Origin of the sequence: Mesorhizobium sp. Cs1321R2N1 (assembly GCF_037179725.1) — a bacterium.
Lineage (GTDB): Bacteria > Pseudomonadota > Alphaproteobacteria > Rhizobiales > Rhizobiaceae > Mesorhizobium > Mesorhizobium salmacidum.
In genome coordinates, this window is sequence record NZ_JAPYKP010000024.1 from 1 (window position 1) to 21,370 (window position 21,370).

Annotated in this window: 27 protein-coding genes and 1 pseudogene; 11 read left to right on the forward strand and 17 right to left on the reverse strand. The window is 63.4% G+C overall.

All coding sequences use genetic code 11. The features are described 5' to 3' along the window. Positions 1–151: 151 nt before the first annotated feature. The 8 genes from O7A61_RS09250 to O7A61_RS09285 form a co-directional block, all read right to left on the reverse strand. Complete coding sequence (locus O7A61_RS09250) at positions 152–676, reverse strand: sigma-70 family RNA polymerase sigma factor (RefSeq protein WP_337129447.1); 525 nt, start codon at positions 674–676, stop codon at positions 152–154. A 58-nt stretch (positions 677–734) separates the two neighbouring features. Next, on the reverse strand, positions 735–956 hold the full coding sequence (locus O7A61_RS09255) for a hypothetical protein (protein WP_337129448.1): 222 nt from the start codon (positions 954–956) through the stop codon (positions 735–737). Positions 957–1,089: 133 nt separating this feature from the next. Next, entirely contained in the window at positions 1,090–2,295 is a 1,206-nt protein-coding gene (locus O7A61_RS09260; RefSeq protein WP_337129450.1) for an aminotransferase class V-fold PLP-dependent enzyme, read from the reverse strand. Positions 2,296–2,320: 25 nt separating this feature from the next. Continuing rightward, a complete protein-coding gene (locus O7A61_RS09265; RefSeq protein ID WP_337129451.1) occupies positions 2,321–2,782 on the reverse strand; it encodes a RidA family protein in 462 nt (153 codons plus the stop codon). Positions 2,783–2,818: 36 nt separating this feature from the next. After that, positions 2,819–3,613 carry an amino acid ABC transporter ATP-binding protein gene (locus tag O7A61_RS09270; protein ID WP_337129452.1) on the reverse strand — a complete coding sequence of 265 codons (795 nt, stop codon included), beginning with the start codon at positions 3,611–3,613 and terminating at the stop codon, positions 2,819–2,821. Between the two features lie 4 nt (positions 3,614–3,617). Continuing rightward, positions 3,618–4,268, reverse strand: coding sequence for an amino acid ABC transporter permease (locus O7A61_RS09275; RefSeq protein ID WP_140809717.1), 651 nt, complete (start codon positions 4,266–4,268; stop codon positions 3,618–3,620). 1 nt (position 4,269) lies between these two features. After that, on the reverse strand, positions 4,270–4,935 hold the full coding sequence (locus O7A61_RS09280) for an amino acid ABC transporter permease (RefSeq protein WP_027141859.1): 666 nt from the start codon (positions 4,933–4,935) through the stop codon (positions 4,270–4,272). A gap of 73 nt (positions 4,936–5,008) precedes the next feature. Beyond that, positions 5,009–5,839: a transporter substrate-binding domain-containing protein gene (locus tag O7A61_RS09285; protein ID WP_010911956.1), complete on the reverse strand. Its 831-nt coding sequence runs from the start codon at positions 5,837–5,839 to the stop codon at positions 5,009–5,011. A 170-nt stretch (positions 5,840–6,009) separates the two neighbouring features. Here O7A61_RS09285 and O7A61_RS09290 point away from each other — a divergent pair, with 170 nt between their 5' ends. Then, positions 6,010–6,798 carry an IclR family transcriptional regulator gene (locus O7A61_RS09290; protein ID WP_337129453.1) on the forward strand — a complete coding sequence of 263 codons (789 nt, stop codon included), beginning with the start codon at positions 6,010–6,012 and terminating at the stop codon, positions 6,796–6,798. 35 nt (positions 6,799–6,833) lie between these two features. Here the strand turns inward: O7A61_RS09290 and O7A61_RS09295 are convergent, their stop codons facing one another. Further along, entirely contained in the window at positions 6,834–7,037 is a 204-nt protein-coding gene (locus O7A61_RS09295; RefSeq protein ID WP_027141861.1) for a YdcH family protein, read from the reverse strand. 239 nt (positions 7,038–7,276) lie between these two features. On the opposite strand from O7A61_RS09295, the gene O7A61_RS09300 reads away from it, so the two are divergent. The 4 genes from O7A61_RS09300 (at position 7,277) to O7A61_RS09315 (ending at position 10,752) form a co-directional block, all read left to right on the forward strand. Continuing rightward, on the forward strand, positions 7,277–7,456 hold the full coding sequence (locus tag O7A61_RS09300) for a YdcH family protein (protein WP_027141862.1): 180 nt from the start codon (positions 7,277–7,279) through the stop codon (positions 7,454–7,456). A gap of 339 nt (positions 7,457–7,795) precedes the next feature. Next, positions 7,796–9,049 (forward strand): flavodoxin-dependent (E)-4-hydroxy-3-methylbut-2-enyl-diphosphate synthase, encoded by a 1,254-nt coding sequence (ispG, locus tag O7A61_RS09305; RefSeq protein WP_337129497.1) that lies wholly within the window; start codon positions 7,796–7,798, stop codon positions 9,047–9,049. A 5-nt stretch (positions 9,050–9,054) separates the two neighbouring features. Continuing rightward, on the forward strand, positions 9,055–9,909 hold the full coding sequence (locus O7A61_RS09310) for a lytic transglycosylase domain-containing protein (RefSeq protein WP_337129454.1): 855 nt from the start codon (positions 9,055–9,057) through the stop codon (positions 9,907–9,909). A 90-nt stretch (positions 9,910–9,999) separates the two neighbouring features. Next, positions 10,000–10,752: a Stf0 family sulfotransferase gene (locus O7A61_RS09315; RefSeq protein ID WP_337129455.1), complete on the forward strand. Its 753-nt coding sequence runs from the start codon at positions 10,000–10,002 to the stop codon at positions 10,750–10,752. A gap of 15 nt (positions 10,753–10,767) precedes the next feature. Here the strand turns inward: O7A61_RS09315 and O7A61_RS09320 are convergent, their stop codons facing one another. Continuing rightward, positions 10,768–13,107, reverse strand: coding sequence for a response regulator (locus O7A61_RS09320; RefSeq protein WP_337129457.1), 2,340 nt, complete (start codon positions 13,105–13,107; stop codon positions 10,768–10,770). A gap of 108 nt (positions 13,108–13,215) precedes the next feature. After that, positions 13,216–14,133 carry a polyprenyl synthetase family protein gene (locus tag O7A61_RS09325; protein ID WP_337129458.1) on the reverse strand — a complete coding sequence of 306 codons (918 nt, stop codon included), beginning with the start codon at positions 14,131–14,133 and terminating at the stop codon, positions 13,216–13,218. Between the two features lie 78 nt (positions 14,134–14,211). On the opposite strand from O7A61_RS09325, the gene O7A61_RS09330 reads away from it, so the two are divergent. From O7A61_RS09330 to O7A61_RS09340, 3 genes are all read left to right on the forward strand, one after another. Then, positions 14,212–14,973 (forward strand): biosynthetic peptidoglycan transglycosylase, encoded by a 762-nt coding sequence (locus O7A61_RS09330; RefSeq protein WP_337129459.1) that lies wholly within the window; start codon positions 14,212–14,214, stop codon positions 14,971–14,973. Positions 14,974–15,113: 140 nt separating this feature from the next. Further along, complete coding sequence (gene rpmF, locus O7A61_RS09335; RefSeq protein WP_008834724.1) at positions 15,114–15,296, forward strand: 50S ribosomal protein L32; 183 nt, start codon at positions 15,114–15,116, stop codon at positions 15,294–15,296. 252 nt (positions 15,297–15,548) lie between these two features. Next, positions 15,549–15,950: a hypothetical protein gene (locus O7A61_RS09340; RefSeq protein ID WP_027141869.1), complete on the forward strand. Its 402-nt coding sequence runs from the start codon at positions 15,549–15,551 to the stop codon at positions 15,948–15,950. A 3-nt stretch (positions 15,951–15,953) separates the two neighbouring features. Here O7A61_RS09340 and O7A61_RS09345 read toward each other — a convergent pair whose 3' ends face one another. From O7A61_RS09345 to O7A61_RS09355, 3 genes are all read right to left on the reverse strand, one after another. Further along, the gene (locus O7A61_RS09345; protein ID WP_337129461.1) at positions 15,954–16,385 is read right to left on the reverse strand and encodes a GlcG/HbpS family heme-binding protein; all 432 of its coding nucleotides are present in this window, start codon (positions 16,383–16,385) and stop codon (positions 15,954–15,956) included. A gap of 164 nt (positions 16,386–16,549) precedes the next feature. Then, a complete protein-coding gene (locus O7A61_RS09350) occupies positions 16,550–16,783 on the reverse strand; it encodes a hypothetical protein (RefSeq protein WP_135863133.1) in 234 nt (77 codons plus the stop codon). Positions 16,784–16,859: 76 nt separating this feature from the next. Further along, complete coding sequence (locus O7A61_RS09355; RefSeq protein WP_337129462.1) at positions 16,860–17,381, reverse strand: winged helix-turn-helix transcriptional regulator; 522 nt, start codon at positions 17,379–17,381, stop codon at positions 16,860–16,862. A gap of 92 nt (positions 17,382–17,473) precedes the next feature. Between O7A61_RS09355 and O7A61_RS09360 the strand changes: the two genes are divergently transcribed. The 3 genes and pseudogenes from O7A61_RS09360 (at position 17,474) to O7A61_RS09370 (ending at position 19,385) form a co-directional block, all read left to right on the forward strand. Beyond that, a complete protein-coding gene (locus O7A61_RS09360) occupies positions 17,474–18,310 on the forward strand; it encodes an alpha/beta fold hydrolase (RefSeq protein ID WP_337129463.1) in 837 nt (278 codons plus the stop codon). An 88-nt stretch (positions 18,311–18,398) separates the two neighbouring features. Next, positions 18,399–19,055, forward strand: a complete 657-nt coding sequence (locus O7A61_RS09365) for a glutathione S-transferase family protein (RefSeq protein ID WP_337129464.1) — start codon at positions 18,399–18,401, stop codon at positions 19,053–19,055. Positions 19,056–19,060: 5 nt separating this feature from the next. Beyond that, positions 19,061–19,385, forward strand: a pseudogene (locus O7A61_RS09370) (ArsR/SmtB family transcription factor). 125 nt (positions 19,386–19,510) lie between these two features. Here O7A61_RS09370 and O7A61_RS09375 read toward each other — a convergent pair. The 3 genes from O7A61_RS09375 to O7A61_RS09385 form a co-directional block, all read right to left on the reverse strand. Beyond that, complete coding sequence (locus O7A61_RS09375) at positions 19,511–19,774, reverse strand: ArsR/SmtB family transcription factor (RefSeq protein ID WP_010911936.1); 264 nt, start codon at positions 19,772–19,774, stop codon at positions 19,511–19,513. Positions 19,775–19,805: 31 nt separating this feature from the next. Next, positions 19,806–21,071 (reverse strand): MFS transporter, encoded by a 1,266-nt coding sequence (locus tag O7A61_RS09380; RefSeq protein ID WP_337129465.1) that lies wholly within the window; start codon positions 21,069–21,071, stop codon positions 19,806–19,808. 68 nt (positions 21,072–21,139) lie between these two features. Beyond that, positions 21,140–21,334 carry a DUF1192 domain-containing protein gene (locus O7A61_RS09385; protein WP_027141877.1) on the reverse strand — a complete coding sequence of 65 codons (195 nt, stop codon included), beginning with the start codon at positions 21,332–21,334 and terminating at the stop codon, positions 21,140–21,142. Positions 21,335–21,370: the final 36 nt, after the last annotated feature.

A 21,370-nucleotide genomic window follows, 5' to 3' on the forward strand; every position in this document is an offset into this window, starting at 1 on the left:
ATGCGGGCATGCTCGGCGGCAAGCCGGGGGTCGGCGGCGATGCGACGCTCCACAGCAAGGGCCGCCGCCGCATCAAGCTCGCCATCGACAAGGGCGTGGATCATCAGTCTGATACCTTCGGGATCATTGGGCAGTCCGTCGTCATGGCCGGTCATGGCGCTCTCCCCAGTTCAGACGCCAGCAGGCCGCGGGCGCGGGCCAGCCTGGACATCACCGTGCCGATCGGCACGTCGAGCATGGCCGCAATCTCACGATAGCTAAGGCCGTTAATGTCGCGCAGCACCAGCGTTTCGCGAAACGGCTGCGGCAGGGCAGCGATTGCCGCTTCGAGTGCCGCCGTATCGGCCCTGGCGATGAGGCTCGCTTCCGGACCGTCCTCGTCGGGCAGGCGGGTGCCATGGGCCGCCGCCATGTCGTCGAGATCGCCGAGATCACCGACGGCCATCATGGCGCGCGGCCGGTTGCGCGCCATCCAGGTGTAGGAGGTGTTGCGCACGATGGTCAGCAGCCAGGCACGGGCATTGCCGCCGGCATAGCCCGACATGCCGGCATGCGCCTTGATGCAGGCGTCCTGCACGACATCCTCGGCGTCGGCGGCATTGCCGGTCAGCCAGCGGGCAAGCGCCAGCGCGTCGCCGAGATGCGGCAGCACCACCTGGTTGAAGCGCTCTGCCATGGCCCTCTCGCTCAAAGCAGCACCATGTTCCCCTCCGGAGCGGACAGGCCGTGCCGCCTCAAGATGCGACAGCGATTTTGCCTGGCTTGCAGGGGCAAAGCCCCCGGAAACGGGCAAAGTCGCTTGCCTTGCTGAAAGTGAATTCATCTGCCTCACCAGTGTCAAGCGCCATGAAAGGAAAGCGCGCCACGGAGGAGGGACTGACGACGGTCATGCTCGCCAGCGCATGACGGCGGCTGCCGCCGCAGCCAGGTTCGCTGTGCTCGCGATGATGGGGCATGCCGATCTCCTCAACGCCAGCCGTGGCGTATGTCGAGGAGACTTGTTGAGGAGGCGATTTATTCCCGCGCGGGCAAATCCGGCTGTTCACGGTCGCGTGATCAGCCGGTGCTTTCGGCGTGGTCGGTTGGCGATCAATCCGGCCAGCGCAAAACACCCGACGAATCCTTGCGCGCAATTTTCATCGCGTCGCCCGGGCGCTCCTTCGCGGTCAGCACGGCGCGCAGGCGCTCAGCGACGATCTCCGCCTCGCCGGGATGAAGATTACAGGGGTCGAGGAAGAAATGGCCGCGCTCGACCTCATGGTTGCGCACGATGATCGGCGGCGAGCCGGCGGCAAGCGCCGAGGCAAGACCGGCGGCGGTGAAGCGGCTCTCGGGCGAGACGAATATCTGCAGCCGGTCGAGCGGATTGGCGGTGGGGTCGGGAATGATGATGGCGGCGATGCCGGGCAGTCCCTGCAAAGTGTCCTTCCACAGATTGAGTGCCGCCTCCTCACGCCGGCGGATGCCGGCATGGTCGCGCTTCTCCCAGGCTTCGAGCGCCGCCATGATGCCGGCGATGCTTTCCTTGCCGACCTTCATGGCGCGGGCGACGCCGCGGTTCTGCAGATAGGCTGATCGCACCAGGTCCTTGCGGCCGGTGACGATGCCACTGGTCGGCCCGCTCAGGAATTTGTGGCCACTGTAGATGACGACATCGGCGCCGCGCGCGAGGAAGCCGCGCAGATCGTATTCGGACGCGGCATCAACGATGACAGGCACCCCTTTGGCGTGGCAGATCTCGCAGAATTCCTCCAGCGACAGCATGCCGTATTGCACGGTGTGGTGGGCGACGACGTAGAGGCCCGCCGCCGTGCGCTCGTTGATCGCTTCGCGCACATGATAGTCCTGGGTGACGCTGACCGTGCCGGCGGGCACCACCCTGGCGCCGGCGACGCGGACCGACTGGTCGATCGGCGCGCCGTAATTGACGATGTGGCCAAGCTGGATGACGACCTCCGATTTGAGGTCGCCGGTGTCGTCGGGCAGACGCTCGATAGCGAGCAGGTTGGTTCCGGTCATCGCGCCGGCAATCGCCATGGTGATGCCGCTTGCGCAACAGGCGGTAATGAAGCCGGCCTCGCCGCCGGTGAGGCGCGCGACAACCGTGCTCGCGGCGCGCTGCAGATCGTCCATCTCCACCCATTGCGAGGCCATTTCGGCCATGGCGCTGATGGCTTCCGGGACGATGATCGAGGCGCCGAGCGCGGTCATGGTGCCGGAGACGTTGATGATCGGCCGCAAGCCCAGCCGTTCGCGGATGGTGGTGTTGGAGCCGGTGTCGGAATAGGTTTTCATGTGAGCAAATCCCGTGGGTGGCAGGTCAGGCGGCGATCTCGACGACCGCTTCGATTTCGACGGTGATGTTTCCAGGCAGCGAGCCGACGCCGATCGCCGAGCGCGCGTGGCCGCCGATATTGTCGAAGACATTAGCGAACAGATCCGAACAGCCATTGACCACCTTTGGATGGTCGCTGAAGGTCGGCGTCGCGTTGACGAAGCCGAGCAGCTTGACGACGCGCACAATGCGGCCGAGATCGCCGGCGGCGGCATGCATGACGGCAAGCAGGTTGAGCCCGGTCAGCCTGGCATGCTGATAGGCCTGCTCGACCGTCACATCCTCCCCGACCTTGCCAGTGCAAAGTGTGCCGTCGGTGCGCAGCGGCCCCTGGCCGGAGAGGAAGATCAACCGGCCGCTCTCGGCATGGGTGACGAAGTTGGCGATCGGCGTCGGCGGCTCGGGCAGCGTCAGGCCGAGTTCGGCGAGCCTGATATAAGGCGTCATGGATGAAGGCTCCTTGGGCGGCCTGGCCGCCTGGGTTTAGAAGTGCGAGGCGCGGAAGCGCGCCAGGAAAGTGCGGAGGCGCTCGTTGGTGGTCTCCGTCGCGAGGATCTCCCTCGGCGGCCCGACGGCGCTGACGCCGCCGTCGGCCATGAAGACGATGCGGCTCGAAGCGTCGCGGGCGAAGGCCATTTCGTGGGTCACCATCAGCATGGTCATGCCGTCCTCGGCCAGGCTGCGCACCACGGCCAGCACTTCGCCGACCAGTTCGGGATCGAGGGCGGAGGTAATTTCGTCGAGCAGCAGGATCTTCGGTTCCATGGCCACGGCGCGGGCGATGCCGACGCGCTGCTGCTGGCCGCCGGAGAGTTCAGCCGGCAGGCTGTCGGCCTTGTGGGCGAGGCCGACGCGGCCGAGCCAATGTTCTGCGATCGATCGCGCCTCGGCCTCCTTTTTTCCGCGCACCTTGGTCAGGCCCAGCATGATGTTGCCGGCCGCCGTCAGGTGAGGGAACAGGTTGAAGCTCTGGAACACCATGCCGGTCTCGGCACGCATGGCGGCAAGATCGCGCTCGCTGCGGCGCTGGCGCGTTCCGGCCTCGCGGTAGCCGACCTCGTTGCCATCGATGCGGATCGAGCCGCTGTCGTAGCTTTCGAGGAAGTTGACGCAGCGCAGCAGGGTGGTCTTGCCGCTACCGGAAGGGCCGATGACGGTCACCACCTCGCCGCGCTTCACCTGAAGGCTGACGGAGCGCAACACCTCGACGGTGCCGAAGGCTTTTGAGACGTCGCGCACGTCGAGCAGTACCGGACCGGCGTTTGGGGCTTCGGACATCGTGCTATTCCCGGATGAAGGAGAAACGCCGCTCGAGCCGCCGGCTGGCGAGCGAGAGTGCGTAGTTGACCGCGAAATAGATGAGCGCGCCCAGTATATAGAGCGGCATCGCTTCATAGGTACGGCCGATGACCTGGTTGATGGCCTGCATCAAGTCGGTGATGCCGAGCAGCGACACCAGTGCGCTGCCCTTGACCGCGTCGGTGACCCCATTGATCCAGGGCGGCAGGAAGCGCCTGAAGGCCTGCGGAAAGATGACGTAGGTGAGCCGTTGGCGAAAGGTCAGCCCGATCGCCATCGCGGCCTCGGACTGTCCCTTCGGGATCGAGCCGACCGCGCCCCTGAGATACTCGATGACCTGCGCCGTCTTGAACAGAGTGAGCGCGGAAACCGCGGCCCAGAACGACGGCAGATGCAGCCCGATCGCGGGCAGCCCGTAATAGACGAAGAACATCAGCACCAGGATCGGAATGCCGCGAATGGTGTCCGAGAAGATGCGCACCGCCCAGCGCAGCGGCATTGGTCCATAGACCAGGCCAACGCCCAGCAGGACGCCGGCGATGAGCGACAGAACCACGACCAGCAGCGAGACCCACAAGGTCACGGCGAAGCCTGCGGCAAGGAAGGGCAGTGCGTAGAGGATCTGGCTCAGCATGTCAGCGCGCCGCCCTGAACCGGCGCTCCACGAGCCGCAGTCCAAAAAGCATGATGTAGCCCGTCACCAGATACATGGCGGTGGTGACCAGGTAGACCTCGACGATGCGGAAGGTGTTGAAGTTGATCCACTGGGCGCCGAAGGTGAGTTCCGGCACCGAGATGACCGAGGCGATCGAGGTGTCCTTGAACAGCGAGATGAAGGTGTTGGAGAGCGCCGGCAGCGTGATGCGCAGCATGGTCGGCAGGCGCACATGAAGCAGCCTTTGCCAAGGCGTCAGGCCGATCGCCTTGCCGGCGTCGAGCTGGCCGCGCGGGACGGCCTCGAGGCCCGAGCGAAACACCTCGACCAGATAGGCGCCGCTATAGACCGACAGGGTCAGTACAAATGAGGTTGGTGCGCTGTAGGCCAGGTCGACCACGGTCGGCAGGCCGTAGAAGACGAGATAGACCAGCAGGATCAGCGGCACGTTGCGGATGAATTCGACATAAGCCGCGATCACCGCCCGCACCACGCGTCCGGCCGAGACATACCAGACCGCGAGCACCAGACCGATGACGACGCCGATGGCGATCGAGATCACGGCAAGTTCGAGGCTGAGCAGCAGGCCGCCCCAGAGCTTGTCGAAATGCCGCCAGATCAGGTTGAAATTGAGGGCATAGCCCATGCATCCGCCTCGGTGTGAAGGGCGTCGAGTCGATTGCGAAAGGGCTGGAATACCGCCCTTCCGCAATCCGGGATCAGATGACCGGGAAGCCGGGGTGACGCGCCGGCGGTTCCTGGCCGAAATAGTCCTTGAAGGCTGCGTCGTAGAGCGCTGATTCATGGCCGAACATGGCGATGGTGAAGGTCTGGTTGACGAAGGTCAGCCAGTCGAGATCGCCTTGCCGAAGTGCTGCGCCGTAAAGCATCGAATACCAGCTCTTGCCGGCATCGAAATACTTGTCGGGATTGCGCGAGGCGAGCCAGCGAACGGTGGACAGGTCGACAGCGGCAGCGTCGGCGCGCTTGGATTCAAGCGCCTGCAGCACGTTGGCCTGGGTGTCGATCTGCAGCACCTGCGCCTGTGGCAGAGCATAGTGAACCGAGCTTTCGGCGTCGACATTCTGCAGGATGGAAATGCGGGTCGCCGAACCGCCGGCGAGCAGCTTGTCGAAGGTCTTGTTCTCGGCGGTCGGCAGCGTCAGCAAGGCAACGCCCTCGACATAGTAGGGTCGGGAGAAGTTGATCAGCTGCGAGCGCTGGGCCGTCATGGTCATGAACTGGATGGTGATGTCGACCTTGTTGGTGGTGACGTTGGGAATGCGCTGCGCCGGATCCTGCATGACGAACTCGACCTTGGTCGGATCGTCGAAAAGGCCCTTGGCGAGAATGCGGCCCATGGTGATGTCCATGCCGACCAGTTCGCCGGCATCGTTCTCGAAATGCCAGGGTGCGTTGGTGCTGCCGGTGCCGACAATCAGCTTGCCGCGGTCGAGCACGGTGCGCAGCAGGCTGTCGGATGCGGCTTGCGCTGCGGCCTTCTGGGCATCGACGGTTGCCAGAACGCCTGCCGTCGCAAGTCCCGCCATTCCCAATTTCAGAAAATCACGTCTTCCGGATGTGTCGTTCACGGCGACCTCCTTTCGTGTTGTGTTCCCCTATGCACAGGCCATGCACGCGACAGCGATTATCAAAGATTGTCTCTTACAAGAGACGCATGTATCCTGTACAAGACAGATACTAACACCGGGAATCGACAATGCAAGATGGTAGTGTTTTGGCAATTTCGGCCGACGAGAAGACGACCGCCTCCCGCGAGAAAGGCCTCAACCGGGTCTTGGAGATACTGGAGTTTCTTCACACGACGCAGCGTGCTATCGGCATCGGCGATCTCGCCAAGGGGGTCAGTGCGCCGCGTTCGACGACCTACACGTTGGTGCGGTCGCTGGTCGATGCCGGTCTGCTGGAAATGGCCGGCGACGGCAACCGCGTCTATTTCGGCAAGAAGCTCTACCTCTACGGAATGGACTATGTGCGCGGCAACGACCTGTTGCGGCGCGGGCGCCAGGAGGTCGATCATCTGTCGCGCGAGACCGGCGAGACCTCGGAACTGTGCATGCTGCAGAGCGGCCGTTACACGATCGTCCATTCCAGCCCCGGCACCAGGCCGTTCCGCATCAGTTCGGCCACCGGCCTGCAGATACCGCTGCCCTGGACTGCTTCGGGCCGGCTGCTGCTTGCGGGGCTGGATAGAGCGGCGATCGAAGCCATGGTGTCGGACGACGATCTCGTGCTGCCCGACGGCCGCAAGCTGCGGCTCGAGGATTTCATCGCCGATATCGCAAAGGCAGGGGTGACCGGCTACTGCGTCACCTCGGGTCTGATCGACGCCTATACGAAATGCCTCGCCGTGCCGGTCTTTTCAGCGCCAGGCAAGGTCGAAGCAACGATGTGCCTGGTGGTTCCGATCGACACGTCGGAGGAGCGGACCGCCGATCTCATCGGCCTGCTGCGCCGCCGCGCCGCCGGGCTTTCGATTGGCGGATAGGTGGAAAGTGCCGGCGGGCGCGACGCGTCCGCGTCTCAGGCGATGATGTCTGGAATGATCTTGTCTTCCAGCTTCATCAGCCGGTCCTTGAGGGCCAGCTTCTTCTTTTTCATGCGCTGGATCTGCAGCGGGTCGCAATTCATGGCGATCATCGCGTTGATCGCGGCATCGAAATCGGCGTGTTCCTGCTTCAGCCGGGAAAATTCGAGGCGAGTATCGGCCTGTTCCTGATCGGACATTCTCTACCGTCTGCACGTCTGCGGCGCCCAAAACTGGGCCTGGTTGGGCGGGGGCGGCAATTTCTGCCACCGGCGCGCAGCCCATATCACATTTCACGTTGTCGTGGAATGCTACCACGCAGCATTCGACATCGCCGCCTGATGGTGGCACACTGTCATTGTGCCGTCACAGATGCGACCTGCGGTGGACGTGCCTTTGACGGCTGCAATCGAGGAAACCATGAAAGGGAGAACCAATCATGTCTCTTGCATCCCATCTTGATGAGTTGCAGCGGAAACACGGCGACATCGAACGCGAAATCGATGACGCGATGAACCACCCGTCGGTGGACGATCTCGACATCGTAAATCTCAAGCGACGCAAGCTGGCACTCAAGGATGCGATTGAGAAACTGAGGGCGCAACCAACCTCGCATTGACGCTCACCTGACATAGCCGCTCACCACTGGCGGTCTTCCTTGCCGGCGGCACCTGCCGCCGGTACAGTGGTTTTAATTTCAGCGATTCCATAAGTCGAAGCTAATATCCTTACGCCCGGCCGCCGTCAGGTCGGCGTGCTGTTTCAGGTCCCCAGCGGGGATCAATTGCTGCCAGTGGCGACCTGTCGCCATTGACAAGCCATCTTTGGTCCTCCACCTCATGCCCGGACTTCAGCGCATCGGACCCGGCTTGTGCGTCCAAGCGGACGCACGGGCTTCAGAGAGACGCATAGCGCTCCAGAGAGACGCATGGCGCTCCAGAGACAAAAGGCTGCCGGCATGACCGGATATTTTTCCTTTCCCTTCCCCCGCCGCACCTCGGTCGGCGTCGATGTCGGCGGTGTGGTCGTCGGCGGCGGCGCGCCCGTCGTCGTGCAATCGATGACCAACACCGACACGGCCGATATCGACCACACGGTCGCGCAAGTCGCGGCGCTGCACCGCGCCGGTTCCGAAATCGTGCGCATCACCGTCGACCGCGACGAGAGTGCGGCCGCCGTGCCGCGTATCCACGAGCGCCTGTTGCGGCTCGGCATCAATGTGCCGCTGGTCGGCGACTTCCATTATATCGGCCACAAGCTTTTGGCCGACCATCCGGCGTGCGCCGAGACGCTGGCCAAGTACCGCATCAATCCCGGCAATGTCGGCTTCAAGGACAAGAAGGACCGGCAGTTCACCGATATCGTCGAAATGGCGATCAAGCACGACAAGCCGGTACGCATCGGCGTCAACTGGGGCTCGCTCGACCAGGAACTGTTGACCCGGCTGATGGACGACAACCAGGACAAGGGTTTCCCCCTGACCGCGCAGGAAGTCACGCGAGAAGCGATCGTGCAGTCGGCGATCCTGTCGGCCGAGATGGCCGAAGAGATTGGCCTTGGCCGCGAAAAAATCATCCTGTCGGCCAAGGTCAGTGGCGTGCAGGACCTGATCGCCGTCTACACCGAACTCGCCACCCGTTCCAATCACGCGCTGCATCTCGGCCTCACCGAAGCCGGCATGGGCTCCAAAGGCATCGTTGCTTCTTCCGCCGCGATGGGCATCCTCCTGCAGCAAGGCATCGGCGACACCATCCGCATCTCGCTGACGCCGGAGCCCAATGGCGACCGCACCCGCGAGGTGCAGGTGTCGCAGGAACTGCTGCAGACCATGGGCTTCCGGCAGTTCGTGCCGATCGTCGCGGCCTGCCCCGGCTGCGGCCGCACCACCTCCACCGTGTTCCAGGAACTGGCGCAGAACATCCAGGCGGACCTGCGCAAGAACATGCCGGTGTGGCGTGAGAAATACCCCGGCGTCGAGAACCTCAAGGTCGCGGTGATGGGATGCATCGTCAACGGCCCGGGTGAGTCCAAGCATGCCGATATCGGCATTTCGCTGCCCGGCACCGGCGAGACGCCGACCGCGCCCGTCTTCGTCGACGGCAAGAAGGCGGCGACGCTGCGGGGGCCGTCGATCGCGGCGGATTTCGAGAAAATGGTCGCCGACTATATCGAACAGAGGTTCGGTCAGGGCGGCAAGGCCGCGGCAGAGTAGGCCAGATGCGGCGTTTCCCCTGGGCGACGCTGATTTTCCTGTGCGGCATGGCCTGGTCGACGCTTGCCCAGGCCGACCCGCCGCAATCGGCCAAGCAGCGGCTGATCGATAAGGTCTGCAACCTGATCCAGGCGCATGCCGACCAGAACGATCTGCCCCGGGACTTCTTCGCCCGCCTGATCTGGAAGGAAAGCCGGTTCGATCCCAATGCCGTCAGTCCCGTCGGCGCCGAGGGCATCGCCCAGTTCATGCCGGGCACCGCCAAGATGCGGGGGCTGGAAAATTCCTTCGATATCAACCAGGCGATCCCGGCGTCGGCTAGATATCTCGCCGAAATGAAGACCAGCTATGGTAATCTTGGCCTGGCTGCCGCCGCCTACAATGCCGGCGAGAGCCGAGTGTCGCGCTGGCTGAATTCCGGCGGCTTCCTGCCGATGGAGACGGAAAGCTATGTCTTCGACGTGATGGGCGAGCCGGTCGATAAGTTCACGGACCGGGCCTATGCCGGAAAGGTCGAGCCACTCGACGGCAAGCTGGATTTCGCGGTCGCCTGCCGCAAGCTGCCGGTGATCATGTCGAGAACGGTGGCGATGGCCTCGATCAACATCAAGCCATGGGGCGTCCAGGTGGCGGGTAATTTCCGCCGCAGTGCCGCGATCAGCCAATGGCTCAGGGTGCGGGGCCGTTTTCCGGCCCTGCTTGCCGGGCATGATCCGGTGGTGAGCCGGGTGCGCACGCCGATCGGCCGGCGCGGCATCTACGCCGTCAGGATCGGGATCGACGACCGAACTGCGGCCAATGTCATCTGCCAGAAACTGCAAAGCGTCGGTGGCGCCTGCGTGGTGGTGCGCAACCGGTAAAGGCCTGAAGACGGCGCCCGTCGCATCCAGCAACAATTTAGGGCGGCCACCATCTCTCCTTGGGCAGCAGCCCTGTCATCGCGAGCGCCCATGTTCGACGGATACATCATCTGCGGCACGCCCAGAACCGGCAGCACCCTGCTGTGCAAGCTGCTGGCGGCCACCGGAACGACCGGCGATCCCCACTCCTTCTACCGGCGGCAGGATGTGCCGGAGTGGGCCGAGGATTGGGGACTGCCCGCTCGCGACACGATGGGCGAGCTTGAATTCCAGCTTGCCTATCTCAATGCGGCGATCGGTGCCGGCAAGGGCGATACTGAAATCTTCGGCTTGCGCCTGATGCGGGAGAACCTGGGCGAGCTTTCAGCGATACTCGACGGGATTTTTCCGGAGTTCGCGTCGGACAAAGCGCGTTTCGAGAGGGCTTTTGGCCGTGTCCTCTACATACACCTGTCGCGCGAAAACAAGCTCGCGCAGGCCGTCTCCCTGGTCAAAGCCCGGCAAACCGGTCTTTGGCATATCGCCCCCGACGGAACCGAAATCGAAAGGGTAGGGCCTGCCAGGGGACCTCACTATGATTTCGTGCGCATCAAGGGTGAGGTCGAAGAGTTGGAAGCCTATGATGGCGCCTGGAACATCTGGTTCGCGCAACAGGGCATAGCGCCATTGCGGATCAGCTATGAGCACCTTGCCGCCGAGCCGGCCGTGGCACTGCTGCGCATCTGCGAAGCCCTGGGCGTCCGGGCACCGGATGCCCGGCATGTCAGGCCCGGCGCCGCCAAGCTCGCCGACGAGACAAGCCTGGACTGGATGCGCCGCTTTCATCTGGACGCAGCCGTCTGAGGCGTTGATGGATAGTCAGGCCGTCTTGGCCACCACCGTCTCGCTGAGCCAGGTGCCGATCTTGGCGCCGAGGCGATCGGGCGAAACGGGCTTGGGCAGATAGTCGTCCATGCCGGCCTCGATGCACTTGTCGCGGTCGCCCTTCAGCGCATGCGCGGTGACGCCGATGATCGGGATGTGGCCGCCGGACGAAGCTTCGATGGCCCGGATGGCGCGTGTCGCCTCATAACCGTTCATTTCCGGCATTGAGACGTCCATCAGAACCAGCCTCGGGTGCAGCGACCGGTACATCTCGACCGCGGTGCGGCCATTGCCGGCGATGCGGTAGCTCAAGCCGAGCCCATTGAGGATTTGGCCGAACACCATCTGGTTCACGTCATTGTCCTCGGCGATGAGGATGTCGATCGGGCTGTTCGGCGCCGCATTCGATTCTGGCACTGCCGCGACCGGTACGGCCGGGCCACGGATAACCGTGAAGGCCGGCGGAGCCGCCTGGGGCATCGGTTGGGCCGGCTCGCGAATGAACTGCGCCTTGCCGGCCTGCGAACGCGCCTTCTGGATGACCGAGATGACCGTGCCGAGCAGGACCGCCGACCGCGCCGGCTTGGTCAGATGCGCCGATATGCCGAAGTCGATGATCATCTTGCCGAAATCGACCTGGTCGACCGAGGTCAGGATAACGACCGGGATGGCGGACAGCCGGCTGTCCGCGGCGATGGCCCGGGCGACGTCGGCGCCGTTCATGCCGGGCATCTGATAGTCGAGGATGATACAGTCGACGCTGGCGCCGAGTTGGCAGGCGCGGTCGAGGAAGGCGAGGCCAACCGCGCCGCTTTCGGCGGCGGCGCAGTCGAAGCTCCAGCTTCTGAGCTGTTCGAGCAGGATCTCGCGGTTGACCGGATTGTCGTCGATGACCAGCACGCGCGCGCCGGTGACGTCCACCGGCACGATAGCATCGCGCGCCTCGGCACGGTGGACCGGCAGCGGCACGGCGAACCAGAAGACGGAGCCGCGGCCGATCTCGCTCTCGACGCCGATCTTGCCGGCCATCAGGTCGACGAGACGGGCGGCGATGGCGAGTCCAAGGCCGGTGCCTTCGTGACGGCGGGTCGAGGAGCCATCGACCTGGGCGAACTTCTCGAACACGTTCTGCAATTTCTCGGCCGGGATGCCGATGCCGGTGTCCTCGACGCGCAGCTTGAGCTGGATGACGTCGTTGACGGTTTCGCCGCCGACATCGATCAGCACATGGCCCTTCTCGGTGAATTTAACCGCATTGCCGACCAGGTTGGTGACGATCTGCCGAAAGCGGCCGGCGTCGCCGACGACATGGGCCGGCAGCCTGGGGTCGACGCGCACGATAAGTTCCAGGTTCTTCTCGGCGACGCGCGCCGAGACCAGCGTCGCCACATCCTCCACCGCTTCCGAGAGGCGGAAAGGAGCAGGGTCGAGCGTCAGCTGCCCGGCATTGATCTTCGAGAAATCGAGAATGTCGTTGATGATGGTGAGAAGCGCGTTGCCTGATTTGACGATAACGTCGGTGAAGGTCTTCTGGCGCGGGTTCAACTCGGTCTTGGCCAGCAATTCGGCCATGCCGAGCACGCCGTTCATCGGCGTGCGGATCTCGTGGCTCATATTGGCCAGGAATTCCGACTTGGCGCGGTCGGCCGCCTCGGCCTTGAACAAGGATTCGGCCGACTGGGCAAAAGCGCGGCGGATCGCCTGTTCCATCGGCCGGAAGATCCAGAAGGCGACAATGGCCAGGACGGCGAACAACAGGCCGCTCGCCCACAAAAGCAGCCGGTCGCTGGAGGCGTCCGCCAGATGGCGTTCCTCGTCCATCGCGGTGCGGACCCGCACCAGCATGGGCTGAACGAACAGGTCGTTCTGGTTGCGGATTTCGCGAGGGCTCCATTCATCGGTCTTTTGCGCCACCGACATCAGATTGAAGTTGCGAACCATGTCACGCGGCGACCAGAACAGATCGCCGTTGACGGAAGCGGCTGCCAGTTCGTTGACGGTCTTGGCCGACAGGCGCTGGCGTATCGCCGCGAACTGGGCGGTCAGTGCCTCGATCTCGCCGGTCAGACGCTCGGAATGGTCGCGTGCCGAAGCCGTCAGCGCATCGCGCGTCTCGATCCGCCAGGCGGAACTGGTTGTCTCGGCGAAGCTGGTGGCGTTGCGCAGATCGCGGGTGAAAACGACGAGATTGCTGCTCAGCGCATCGATTTCATGGCGCAAGGAATTGACGCGATTGAGCGCACCCATGATGGCGGCCGAAGCCAGCGCGAAAACCAACAATCCTGAAAGATAACGTATCCGGACGGACCGGATGAAAGAAGAATAGTCCGGCATGCGCAACCCCAACACATACGCATTCTAAGAATTGGAATTACGCTTCATTTACATTAAGATTTCGTTGGCACAACCACAGGTGCAATGCAACCCGATATGGGCCTTCCGTCAGCTGTTGCGGGTTGCCACGAAGGTCGCGGCGGCCTTCAGCAGGGCCGCCTTTTCGCCATAGGGTTCGAGCAGCGCGTGCGCCTGGCCGACAAGACCGTCGAGCTGCTTGCGTGCCCGATCCGCGCCGTGCAAGGCAACCAGCGTCCCCTTGCCCGCGGCGGCATCCTTGCCGGTCGCCTTGCCCATCTGCCTGGCGTCGGCCGTCAGATCCAGCAGGTCGTCGGCGAGCTGGAAGGCAAGGCCGATCGCTGACCCGAACTCGGCCAGCCTTTCCCAGTCATCCGACTGTGCGCCGGCCAGGATTGCACCCGCCTCGCAGGCGAAGCGGATCAAGGCGCCGGTCTTCATCGCCTGCAGCCGGATGATGCCGGCCTCGTCCGGTCGCACCAGCTCGGCTTCGAGATCAAGCTTCTGGCCGCCGACCATGCCACCGGCCCCGGCGGCGCGGGCCAGCGCCAGCACCAGCGCGCACCGCCGCTCGGCCGGCAGCGCGGTCGCTTCGTCGGCGAGAATATCGAAGGCGAGCGTCAGCAGTGCGTCGCCGGCCAGGATGGCGGTGGCCTCGTCAAAGGCTTTGTGCACGGTCGGCTGGCCGCGACGCAGGTCATCATCGTCCATTGCCGGCAGGTCATCATGGATCAGCGAATAGCAATGCACGCATTCGAGTGCCGCCGCGACGCGCAGTGCCGCTTCACCATCGGCGGAAAACAGTGCCGCGCTTTCCATGACCAGGAAGGGGCGAAGGCGCTTGCCGCCGTTCAGCACGCCATGCCGCATCGCCGCCATCAGGCGATCGGGCCGCGCGATCTCGCCCGATAGCGGGCGGTCGTCGAGCAACCGGCGCAGCATCATCTCGGCGGCCGCCGCGCGGCTGATGAGCGCCATTTCGAACGCCATTTCGTCCTCATTCGTCATGGCCGGGACCGGTAGCCGACACTCAGACGTTGCGCAAGAAGGCAAGCGCCATTATGCCGGAGCAAGGAGAAGTACGGGTTGGGCGGCTTGGCGGAACCGATCGTCGATCATGAGACCGAAAAGCTGGACATGGCGACGAGATCGCGAGGCGTGAACCGTCGCAGTCTCAGGCGCTGGGTCCGGCGTGGCATCGTCGTGGCCGCCGTGCTGGCGCTTATCCCGGTGGTGCTGACCTTTCTCTACCTGCCGTTCTTCGTGCACCCGGTATCGACGCTGATGCTGAAGGACCTTGCAACCTTCTCCGGCTACGACCGGCGCTGGGTTTCCATTGATGACGTGGCACCCGTGCTCGCCCATTCGGTCATCATGTCGGAGGATGGGCAGTTCTGTTTCCACCGCGGCGTCGATCTCGGCGAGCTCAGGGGCGTCGTCGACGATGCGCTGGCCGGCGAGGCGACACGCGGCGCCTCGACCATCACCATGCAGACGGTGAAGAACCTCTTCCTCTGGTCAAGGCCGCTGGGCTCGGTGCGCAAGGTCGTCGAACTGCCGCTGGCCGTCTATTTCGACGCGGTGATGTCGAAACGGCGCATCATGGAGATCTATCTCAACATCGCCGAATGGGGGCCGGGCATCTACGGCATCGAGGCGGCGGCGCAGCACCATTTCGGCATTTCCGCAAAGCAGTTGTCGCGCCGGCAGGCGGCCCTTCTCGCTGTCGCTCTGCCAAACCCGATCGCCCGCAATCCGGCAAAACCCGGACCGGGCCTCAGACGGCTTGCCAACCTGATAGAGCGGCGCGCCGGGCGCTCAGGCGCTTATGTCGGCTGTCTGGACTAGCCGTACAAAAAAGATTCACCGCAGTGCTGGCCAAAACGGTGTCAGGCGTGTATAGGCACCCGACTTTCTCAGATTTAGGCCCCGACATGGCCCTTTCACGAGGGCGGGCGGGGCTTTTGACCATGTAGTGGAGCATATCCATGGCCGTTCCGAAACGCAAAACCTCTCCGTCCAAGCGCGGCATGCGCCGCTCGGCCGACGCCCTCAAGGCCCCGACCTATGTCGAGGACAAGAATTCCGGCGAAATGCGCCGCCCGCACCACATCGACCTGAAGACCGGCATGTACCGTGGTCGCCAGGTGCTGACGCCCAAGGAAAGCTGAGCCCAGCTTTTTTTCGAAGGTTAGAGTTGCAAAAGACCGGCCTCTGGCTGGTCTTTTTGCGTTTGGTGCGGCGTGCGCGCCGGCTACTTCAAGCGCCGAGTTTTCGTCTCTCGTTTTTTCATGTCGACCGGGCAAACGGCTGACATGGTTGTTGCATCCGGTCTTCGACCGTGTTTGCGGCCGTGCGCGAAAAATCTTGACGCCGTGCCTGTGGAGCATTCTACAGAAGGTGCCCCCATATGGAGACGCCAGATGTTCGGTGCCGTCCCGCTTTTGATCGTGCCTTTCGTGCTCTACAATCTCGGCCTGCTCGGTATATTCGGCGGCGGCGACGATCCGTGGGCGAGCGAGATATTCTCGTTCCGCATGATGTCGGGCGGGGTGTTCTCGATGACGCTCGGCGACCTGATCGTGCTGATCGGGTTGATCTTCCTGTTCCTCGAAATGGTGAAGTCGGCGCGCACGACCACGGCCTCGATCATGGACCATCTCTTGTCGACGCTTGTCTTCGTCGCTTTCCTGGTCGAGTTCCTGCTGGTGAAGGGTGCCGCCCACTCCATCTTCTTCACTCTGATGATCATCGCGCTGTTCGACGTGCTGGCCGGGTTCGCGGTGTCGATGCGGTCGGCCAGCCGCGACATCAATTTGAATTGAGGCTCAGCCCGGGTCAGCGGTGAAGCCGGCGGCTTCAATGCCGGCAATCGCGGCTGCCTCGTCATTGTCTGACGTGTCGCCGGAAATACCGACGGCGCCGATGATGATGCCGACTTTGTCGCGGATCAGCACGCCGCCGACGACCGGCAGCACGCGTCCCCCCGACACGTCGGAAATGCCGGCAACCAGATGCGGACGTTCCTTCGCGAAGGCCTCGACCTTGCGCGAGCCCATGCCGATGGCCAGCGCGCCATAGGCCTTGCCTGCCGACATTTGCGGGCGCAGGAACGAAGCGCCGTCCTGGCGCTGGAAGGCGACCAGGTGCCCGCCGGCGTCGAGCACCGAGACGCCGAGCGGCTTGAGCTTGAGATCGGCGCCCCTGGCGAAGGCGGCGTTGATGATCTCGACGGCCTTTTCGAGCGATAGCGCGGTCATGGCGATCTCCTGTTGAACAGTCCAATCATCGACGGCCAGCCGGACGAGGCAATCCCGGTTTCGGTTGAAATTGCATCCTGTGAAGCCGCGGGATCAAGGCGCCTCTGTCCGACGGCGTCACGACCGCTCGATTCAAGGCGAGGAATTGGCGGAAAGGCGGGGCGTTACTTTTTCTTGGCGCGGGCCGGCTTTTTGGCGGGGGCGGCAGGCGTGTTGGCTAGATCTTCGGCTTCCTTGGCGAGCCGCAGCGCTCGCAGCTTGTCGGTCTTGGCCTTGCGGGCGTCGCTCTCGGCGACGTATTCGGCCATGGCCTTCTGACGGACCGTCGCCGCCTCTTCCTGCTTCTTGAAGCGCAGATCGGCACGCGCGCGGGCAGTATCCCTAGAGTTCTCAACCAAGAGTCTATCCAATCCCGTCACGTGTGATTTCCGTCCCTTGTAGCAGAGCCGGCCTTTCAACGGGGAAAATAGTTGATCAGCCGGCCGGGCTGGCGTTGAGCGCCTTTTCGGCAACGACCGCTTCATAGGCGGCCCGCAACGTCGCGCGGACAGAGGGGCCGGGCGCTGTATCGAGGGGTGTGCCGAGGTGCTCATGGCGCAACTCGGCCATGAATTTCTCCCACATTGGCGGTCCGCCCTTGTCCAGGAGTTCGGCGCGGATCGAAAGTTCCTCGCTGGTCGGCAGCCAGACGCGGCCCCAGGCGCCGAGATGGGCCAGGATCGGCACCAGCGTGATGGCCATCTCGGTCAGGCTGTAGATCGCCTTCTGCTTGTGCGAAGGATCGTCCGCCTTGGTCAGCATGCCGAGCTCCATCAGCCGCTTCAACCGGTCGGCGAGGATGTTGGAGGCAATGCCTTCCATCGACCCGTTAAGCAGTTCACGAAAATGGCGCCTGCCGCCAAAAATCATATCGCGCAGGATGATCAGGCTCCAGCGGTCGCCGAACACCTCCAGCGAGAGGTTGATCGGGCAGCCGGACCGGCGATCGAGCGTCATTCCATTTTCTCCACAAAACCGGTTGCATTATCGTATCAGTTTTATTATCGTGCAACCGATTGCAAAATGCAAGCAGAAGAGAAGGCCATGAGATGACAACCCAAGACCGTCCCGAGATCATATCCGAGACCTTCGGCGATCCAGCGGATCCGGCACTGCTGCTTATCATGGGCGCTGTGGCCTCGATGCTTTGGTGGCCAGAGGCGTTTTGCCGGAAGCTGGCGGATGCCGGCCTATACGTGATCCGCTACGACAATCGCGACACTGGCCGGTCGACCAAATATCCGGTGGGACAGCCGCCCTATACTTTCGACGACATGGCCGAGGACGCAATTGCCGTTCTCGACAGCCACGGCATCGGCAAGGCGCATGTCGCGGGCATGTCGATGGGTGGCATGATCGCACAACTCGTCGCGCTCAAGCACCCCTCCCGTGTCGCATCGCTGACGGTGATCAGCAGTTCGCCCGTGGGGACCGACACTTCGCATTTGCCGCAGACGACCGACGCCTATTTGGAGCATTCGGCCGAGGGGACCAAAGTCGATTGGGCGGACCGCCGCCAGGTCATCGATTTCATGGTCAGGGATGCGCGGGCAATCGCCGGCACTGCCCATCCGTTCGATGAGGAGGGGATGAGAGCGTTCATCGAACGGGATTATATCAGGTCCGGCGGCTTCCTGAGCGCCACCAATCATTTCATGCTCAAGGGCACGGATCAGTGGAAGGGTCGCCTGCACGAGATGAAAGCGCCATTGCTGGTCATCCACGGCACGTTGGATCCGATCTTTGCGGTCGAGCATGGCGAGGCCCTGGCCCAAGCTGTTGCCGGCGCGAAACTCCTTCGCGTCGAAGGCGGCGGTTACGAACTGCATCCGGACGACTGGCCTGACATGGAAGCCGCCATCGTCGCGCACGTCCGATCCAGCTGAGACTTCGCGGGTCAGCCTTGATGAGCAGGCTCACCGAAATAGTTAAGCAGATGATTCAGTATTGCCGCAGAAACAGACGAGCACAAGAATGTCCCTGACGCTGCATTTCCATCCGCTGGCCTCCTTCTGCTGGAAGCCGCTGATCGCCCTCTACGAGAATGCCACGCCTTTTTCGCCGGTCATTGTCGATCTCGGCGACGAGCAATCGCGCGCGGCCTTCCTGAAGGTTTCGCCGACCGGCAAGATGCCGGCGCTGCGCGACGACGCGCTTGACCGTACGGTGCTGGAGTCAACCATTGTCGTGGAATATCTGGCCGCGCACTATCCGGGACCGGTCGACCTCGTTCCCGCCGACATCGACTTGGCACTGGCGGTCCGCCAGGCCGACCGCTTCTATGATTTCTATGTGCAGGAGCCGATGCAGAAGATCGTCGGCGACAGGTTGCGGCCGCAGGACAAGACCGATCCCTTCGGTGTCGAGCAGGCGCGCGGCCAGTTGCGCAATTCCTACGCCATCATCGAACAGGAGATGCAATCGAGAGAATGGGCTGTGGGCGATGCCTTCACCATGGCCGATTGCGCGGCGTCTCCGGCGCTCTTCTACGCCAACAAGGTCGAGCCGTTCGGCGACAAATATCCCGCCGTGAAGCGTTATCTCGACCGCCTGCTGCAGCGCGCCGCCTTCATCAGGGTGATCGAGGAGGCGCAGCCCTATTTCAAGCTCTTCCCCTACAACAACGGCTGATCGCGATGCTGCATGATCCCGCCCGGCTCGACCTGATGTTTCAGGCCCTCGCCGATCCGGCGCGACGGCGGATGGTCGACCGGCTGTCACGCGGCCCCGTCTAGGTGAGCCAGTTGGCCGAGCCGCTGTCCATGTCGCTGTCGGCGGTCGTCCAGCACCTCAATCGCCTGGAGGGCGAGCCGCCTCGTGCGCACGCTGAAGGTCGGGCGGGTGCGCACCTGCCAGATCGAGCCGAAGGCACTGCGAGCGGCCGAGCACTGGATCAACGAGCGGCGCCTCTCATGGGAACGCCTGCTGGATCGGCTCGGCGACTTCCTGGCCGAGAACTAGACAGGGCGGGTACCGCGGCTAAAGCGCGTCGCGTCGAAAAGGATACTTGCGACGCGCCTCAGGTCTTTGCCCGATGCATGTCGCGCAAAACCGAGATCACTTTGCGCGACATGCATTAGAAATAATCAGGCTTCCCAGAATTGATCGAGCCAGATGTTGAGTCTCAGGAAGCCGGCATTGCTCACCGTATAGACACGCCTCGTGCCTTCAGCCTTGGCGTTGACCAGTCCGGCATCGAGCAACACTTTCAGATGCTGTGACACGGCCGGACGGGAGACCGGCAGCCCGGCCGCCAATTCGTTGACGGTCTTCGGACCGCGTCGAAGTTCTTCCAGAAGATGGCGCCGATTGGGGTCGGCGATCGCCATGAAGGCGTCGGAAAACATCATGCCTCATTTGTGAGGCAAAGTTTTTCAAATCTCAACTGTTTGCTTCTGCTTTTCTTCTCGGATCGAGCCGCAATGCTTCGGGGGTCACCGAACGGTCGGCCGGCTGCGTCTTGAAGGCATCGCGATCCTCGATCGGCACCGGAGCGCGGCGGCTGATGCGCAGCAGCGTATAGCCTGCCAGGGACAGATGCGCCAAGGCGGTCGCCAGGAACAGGCCCTCCGGGCGCATCCAGCTCATCAGGGCCGCCGCCAGCAAAGGCCCGATCATGGTGCCAAAGCCGTAAAGCAGCAGCAGGCCGCCCGATACCTTGACGAAATCCTCGGAGCGCGCGTGGTCGTTGGCATGCGCCACGGCAATCGAATAGAGCGTGTAGGCGAAAGCGCCGTAGGCGGCGGTTAAGACGAGGACGAAGACTGCGGAGCGCGGCTCGAACAGGAAGATGAGAAGCGCAAACAGCGCCGCGCCGCAAGCCGCACCGGCCAGCACGAAACGGCGGTCGGTCTTGTCGGAGAGACGCCCGGCCGGAAGCTGCATGGCGGCACCGGCGACGACCACAAGGCTCATCATCAAGGCGATCTCGGCAGTAGGGATGCCGATGCGGGCTCCGTAAACCGCGCCAAGCGTGCCCCAGGCGCCATTGGCGATGCCGATCAAGAGGCAGGCAATCGCCGACACCGGAGAGTTGGCGTAGAGTCCCCTGACGTCGAGTTTGACGTCCTGCAGCGGCTTCGGATGCGAGGCCGTCGAGACCGCGGTCGGAATGAGCGACAGGCAGAACAGGATGCCCGTGATCATAAACAGCGACGCCGATTTCACGTCACCGCCGGCGACGATCATCTGTCCGCCCATGATCGAGGCATAGGTGACCATCATGTAGAGGCCGAAGACGGTGCCGCGGTTCTCGTTGGTGGCCTTCTCGTTCAGCCAGCTCTCGATGACCATGAAGGCGCCGGCCATGGTAAAACCTGTGAAGGCGCGCAGCAGGATCCAGACATACTCGTCGATGACAAGGCCCGTCAGCAGCGCCACGATGGCGCCGGACGCGGCAAAGGCGCCGAAGGCGCGCACATGTCCGGCGCGGCGCACGATGCGGGGCGCAAAGAAACAGCCGGTGACGAAGCCGCCGGCCCAGGCCGTGCCCATCAGGCCAAGCGACGCGGTCGAGAATCCTTCCACCTGGCCGCGCAGAGGCAACAGCAGCCCGTGCAGTCCCGATGCCGCCAGAAGGAAGGCGGTGCCGCGAAGCAGGGAAAGGATCGGTCTGTAGGCTGCGAGCATTTTTTGATCCGGCTGCACTGGGAGGGACGCAGGTTTGAAGACAGTCGCATTCGGGCTTTTCGGCGGCGGGCGGTTACCTCAGCGAATTATCCGCGACGGAACAGCGCCTCGGCGGCCGACTTGGTGTTGTCCTTGGTCTTGAGTTCGGCCTCCAGCCGGGCGATCTCGTCGCGCAGGATGCCGATGCGCTCGGACAGTTCACCGACGGAAAGCAGCGACAGGTCCTGCCCGATCTCGTGCGGGCGCGCCTTCTTCTTGGGTTCGTCGTCGAAGATCGCCATCGTTGCTCCTCCTCCGCCAGACCAGATTGGCCATTT

Bases quoted from the DNA above. Each gene is read 5' to 3' on its own strand.
- O7A61_RS09260 (WP_337129450.1), bottom strand. From the start codon at position 2,295: ATGAAAACCTATTCCGACACCGGCTCCAACACCACCATCCGCGAACGG.
- O7A61_RS09290 (WP_337129453.1), top strand. From the start codon at position 6,010: ATGCAAGATGGTAGTGTTTTGGCAATTTCGGCCGACGAGAAGACGACC.
- O7A61_RS09275 (WP_140809717.1), bottom strand. From the start codon at position 4,268: ATGCTGAGCCAGATCCTCTACGCACTGCCCTTCCTTGCCGCAGGCTTC.
- O7A61_RS09385 (WP_027141877.1), bottom strand. From the start codon at position 21,334: ATGGCGATCTTCGACGACGAACCCAAGAAGAAGGCGCGCCCGCACGAG.
- O7A61_RS09310 (WP_337129454.1), top strand. From the start codon at position 9,055: ATGCGGCGTTTCCCCTGGGCGACGCTGATTTTCCTGTGCGGCATGGCC.
- O7A61_RS09280 (WP_027141859.1), bottom strand. From the start codon at position 4,935: ATGGGCTATGCCCTCAATTTCAACCTGATCTGGCGGCATTTCGACAAG.
- O7A61_RS09315 (WP_337129455.1), top strand. From the start codon at position 10,000: ATGTTCGACGGATACATCATCTGCGGCACGCCCAGAACCGGCAGCACC.
- O7A61_RS09285 (WP_010911956.1), bottom strand. From the start codon at position 5,839: ATGGCGGGACTTGCGACGGCAGGCGTTCTGGCAACCGTCGATGCCCAG.
- O7A61_RS09300 (WP_027141862.1), top strand. From the start codon at position 7,277: ATGTCTCTTGCATCCCATCTTGATGAGTTGCAGCGGAAACACGGCGAC.
- O7A61_RS09365 (WP_337129464.1), top strand. From the start codon at position 18,399: ATGTCCCTGACGCTGCATTTCCATCCGCTGGCCTCCTTCTGCTGGAAG.
- O7A61_RS09355 (WP_337129462.1), bottom strand. From the start codon at position 17,381: ATGACGCTCGATCGCCGGTCCGGCTGCCCGATCAACCTCTCGCTGGAG.
- O7A61_RS09375 (WP_010911936.1), bottom strand. From the start codon at position 19,774: ATGATGTTTTCCGACGCCTTCATGGCGATCGCCGACCCCAATCGGCGC.
- O7A61_RS09270 (WP_337129452.1), bottom strand. From the start codon at position 3,613: ATGTCCGAAGCCCCAAACGCCGGTCCGGTACTGCTCGACGTGCGCGAC.
- O7A61_RS09340 (WP_027141869.1), top strand. From the start codon at position 15,549: ATGTTCGGTGCCGTCCCGCTTTTGATCGTGCCTTTCGTGCTCTACAAT.
- O7A61_RS09265 (WP_337129451.1), bottom strand. From the start codon at position 2,782: ATGACGCCTTATATCAGGCTCGCCGAACTCGGCCTGACGCTGCCCGAG.
- O7A61_RS09295 (WP_027141861.1), bottom strand. From the start codon at position 7,037: ATGTCCGATCAGGAACAGGCCGATACTCGCCTCGAATTTTCCCGGCTG.
- O7A61_RS09255 (WP_337129448.1), bottom strand. From the start codon at position 956: ATGCCCCATCATCGCGAGCACAGCGAACCTGGCTGCGGCGGCAGCCGC.
- O7A61_RS09345 (WP_337129461.1), bottom strand. From the start codon at position 16,385: ATGACCGCGCTATCGCTCGAAAAGGCCGTCGAGATCATCAACGCCGCC.
- O7A61_RS09320 (WP_337129457.1), bottom strand. From the start codon at position 13,107: ATGCCGGACTATTCTTCTTTCATCCGGTCCGTCCGGATACGTTATCTT.
- rpmF (WP_008834724.1), top strand. From the start codon at position 15,114: ATGGCCGTTCCGAAACGCAAAACCTCTCCGTCCAAGCGCGGCATGCGC.
- O7A61_RS09360 (WP_337129463.1), top strand. From the start codon at position 17,474: ATGACAACCCAAGACCGTCCCGAGATCATATCCGAGACCTTCGGCGAT.
- O7A61_RS09250 (WP_337129447.1), bottom strand. From the start codon at position 676: ATGGCAGAGCGCTTCAACCAGGTGGTGCTGCCGCATCTCGGCGACGCG.
- ispG (WP_337129497.1), top strand. From the start codon at position 7,796: ATGACCGGATATTTTTCCTTTCCCTTCCCCCGCCGCACCTCGGTCGGC.
- O7A61_RS09325 (WP_337129458.1), bottom strand. From the start codon at position 14,133: ATGACGAATGAGGACGAAATGGCGTTCGAAATGGCGCTCATCAGCCGC.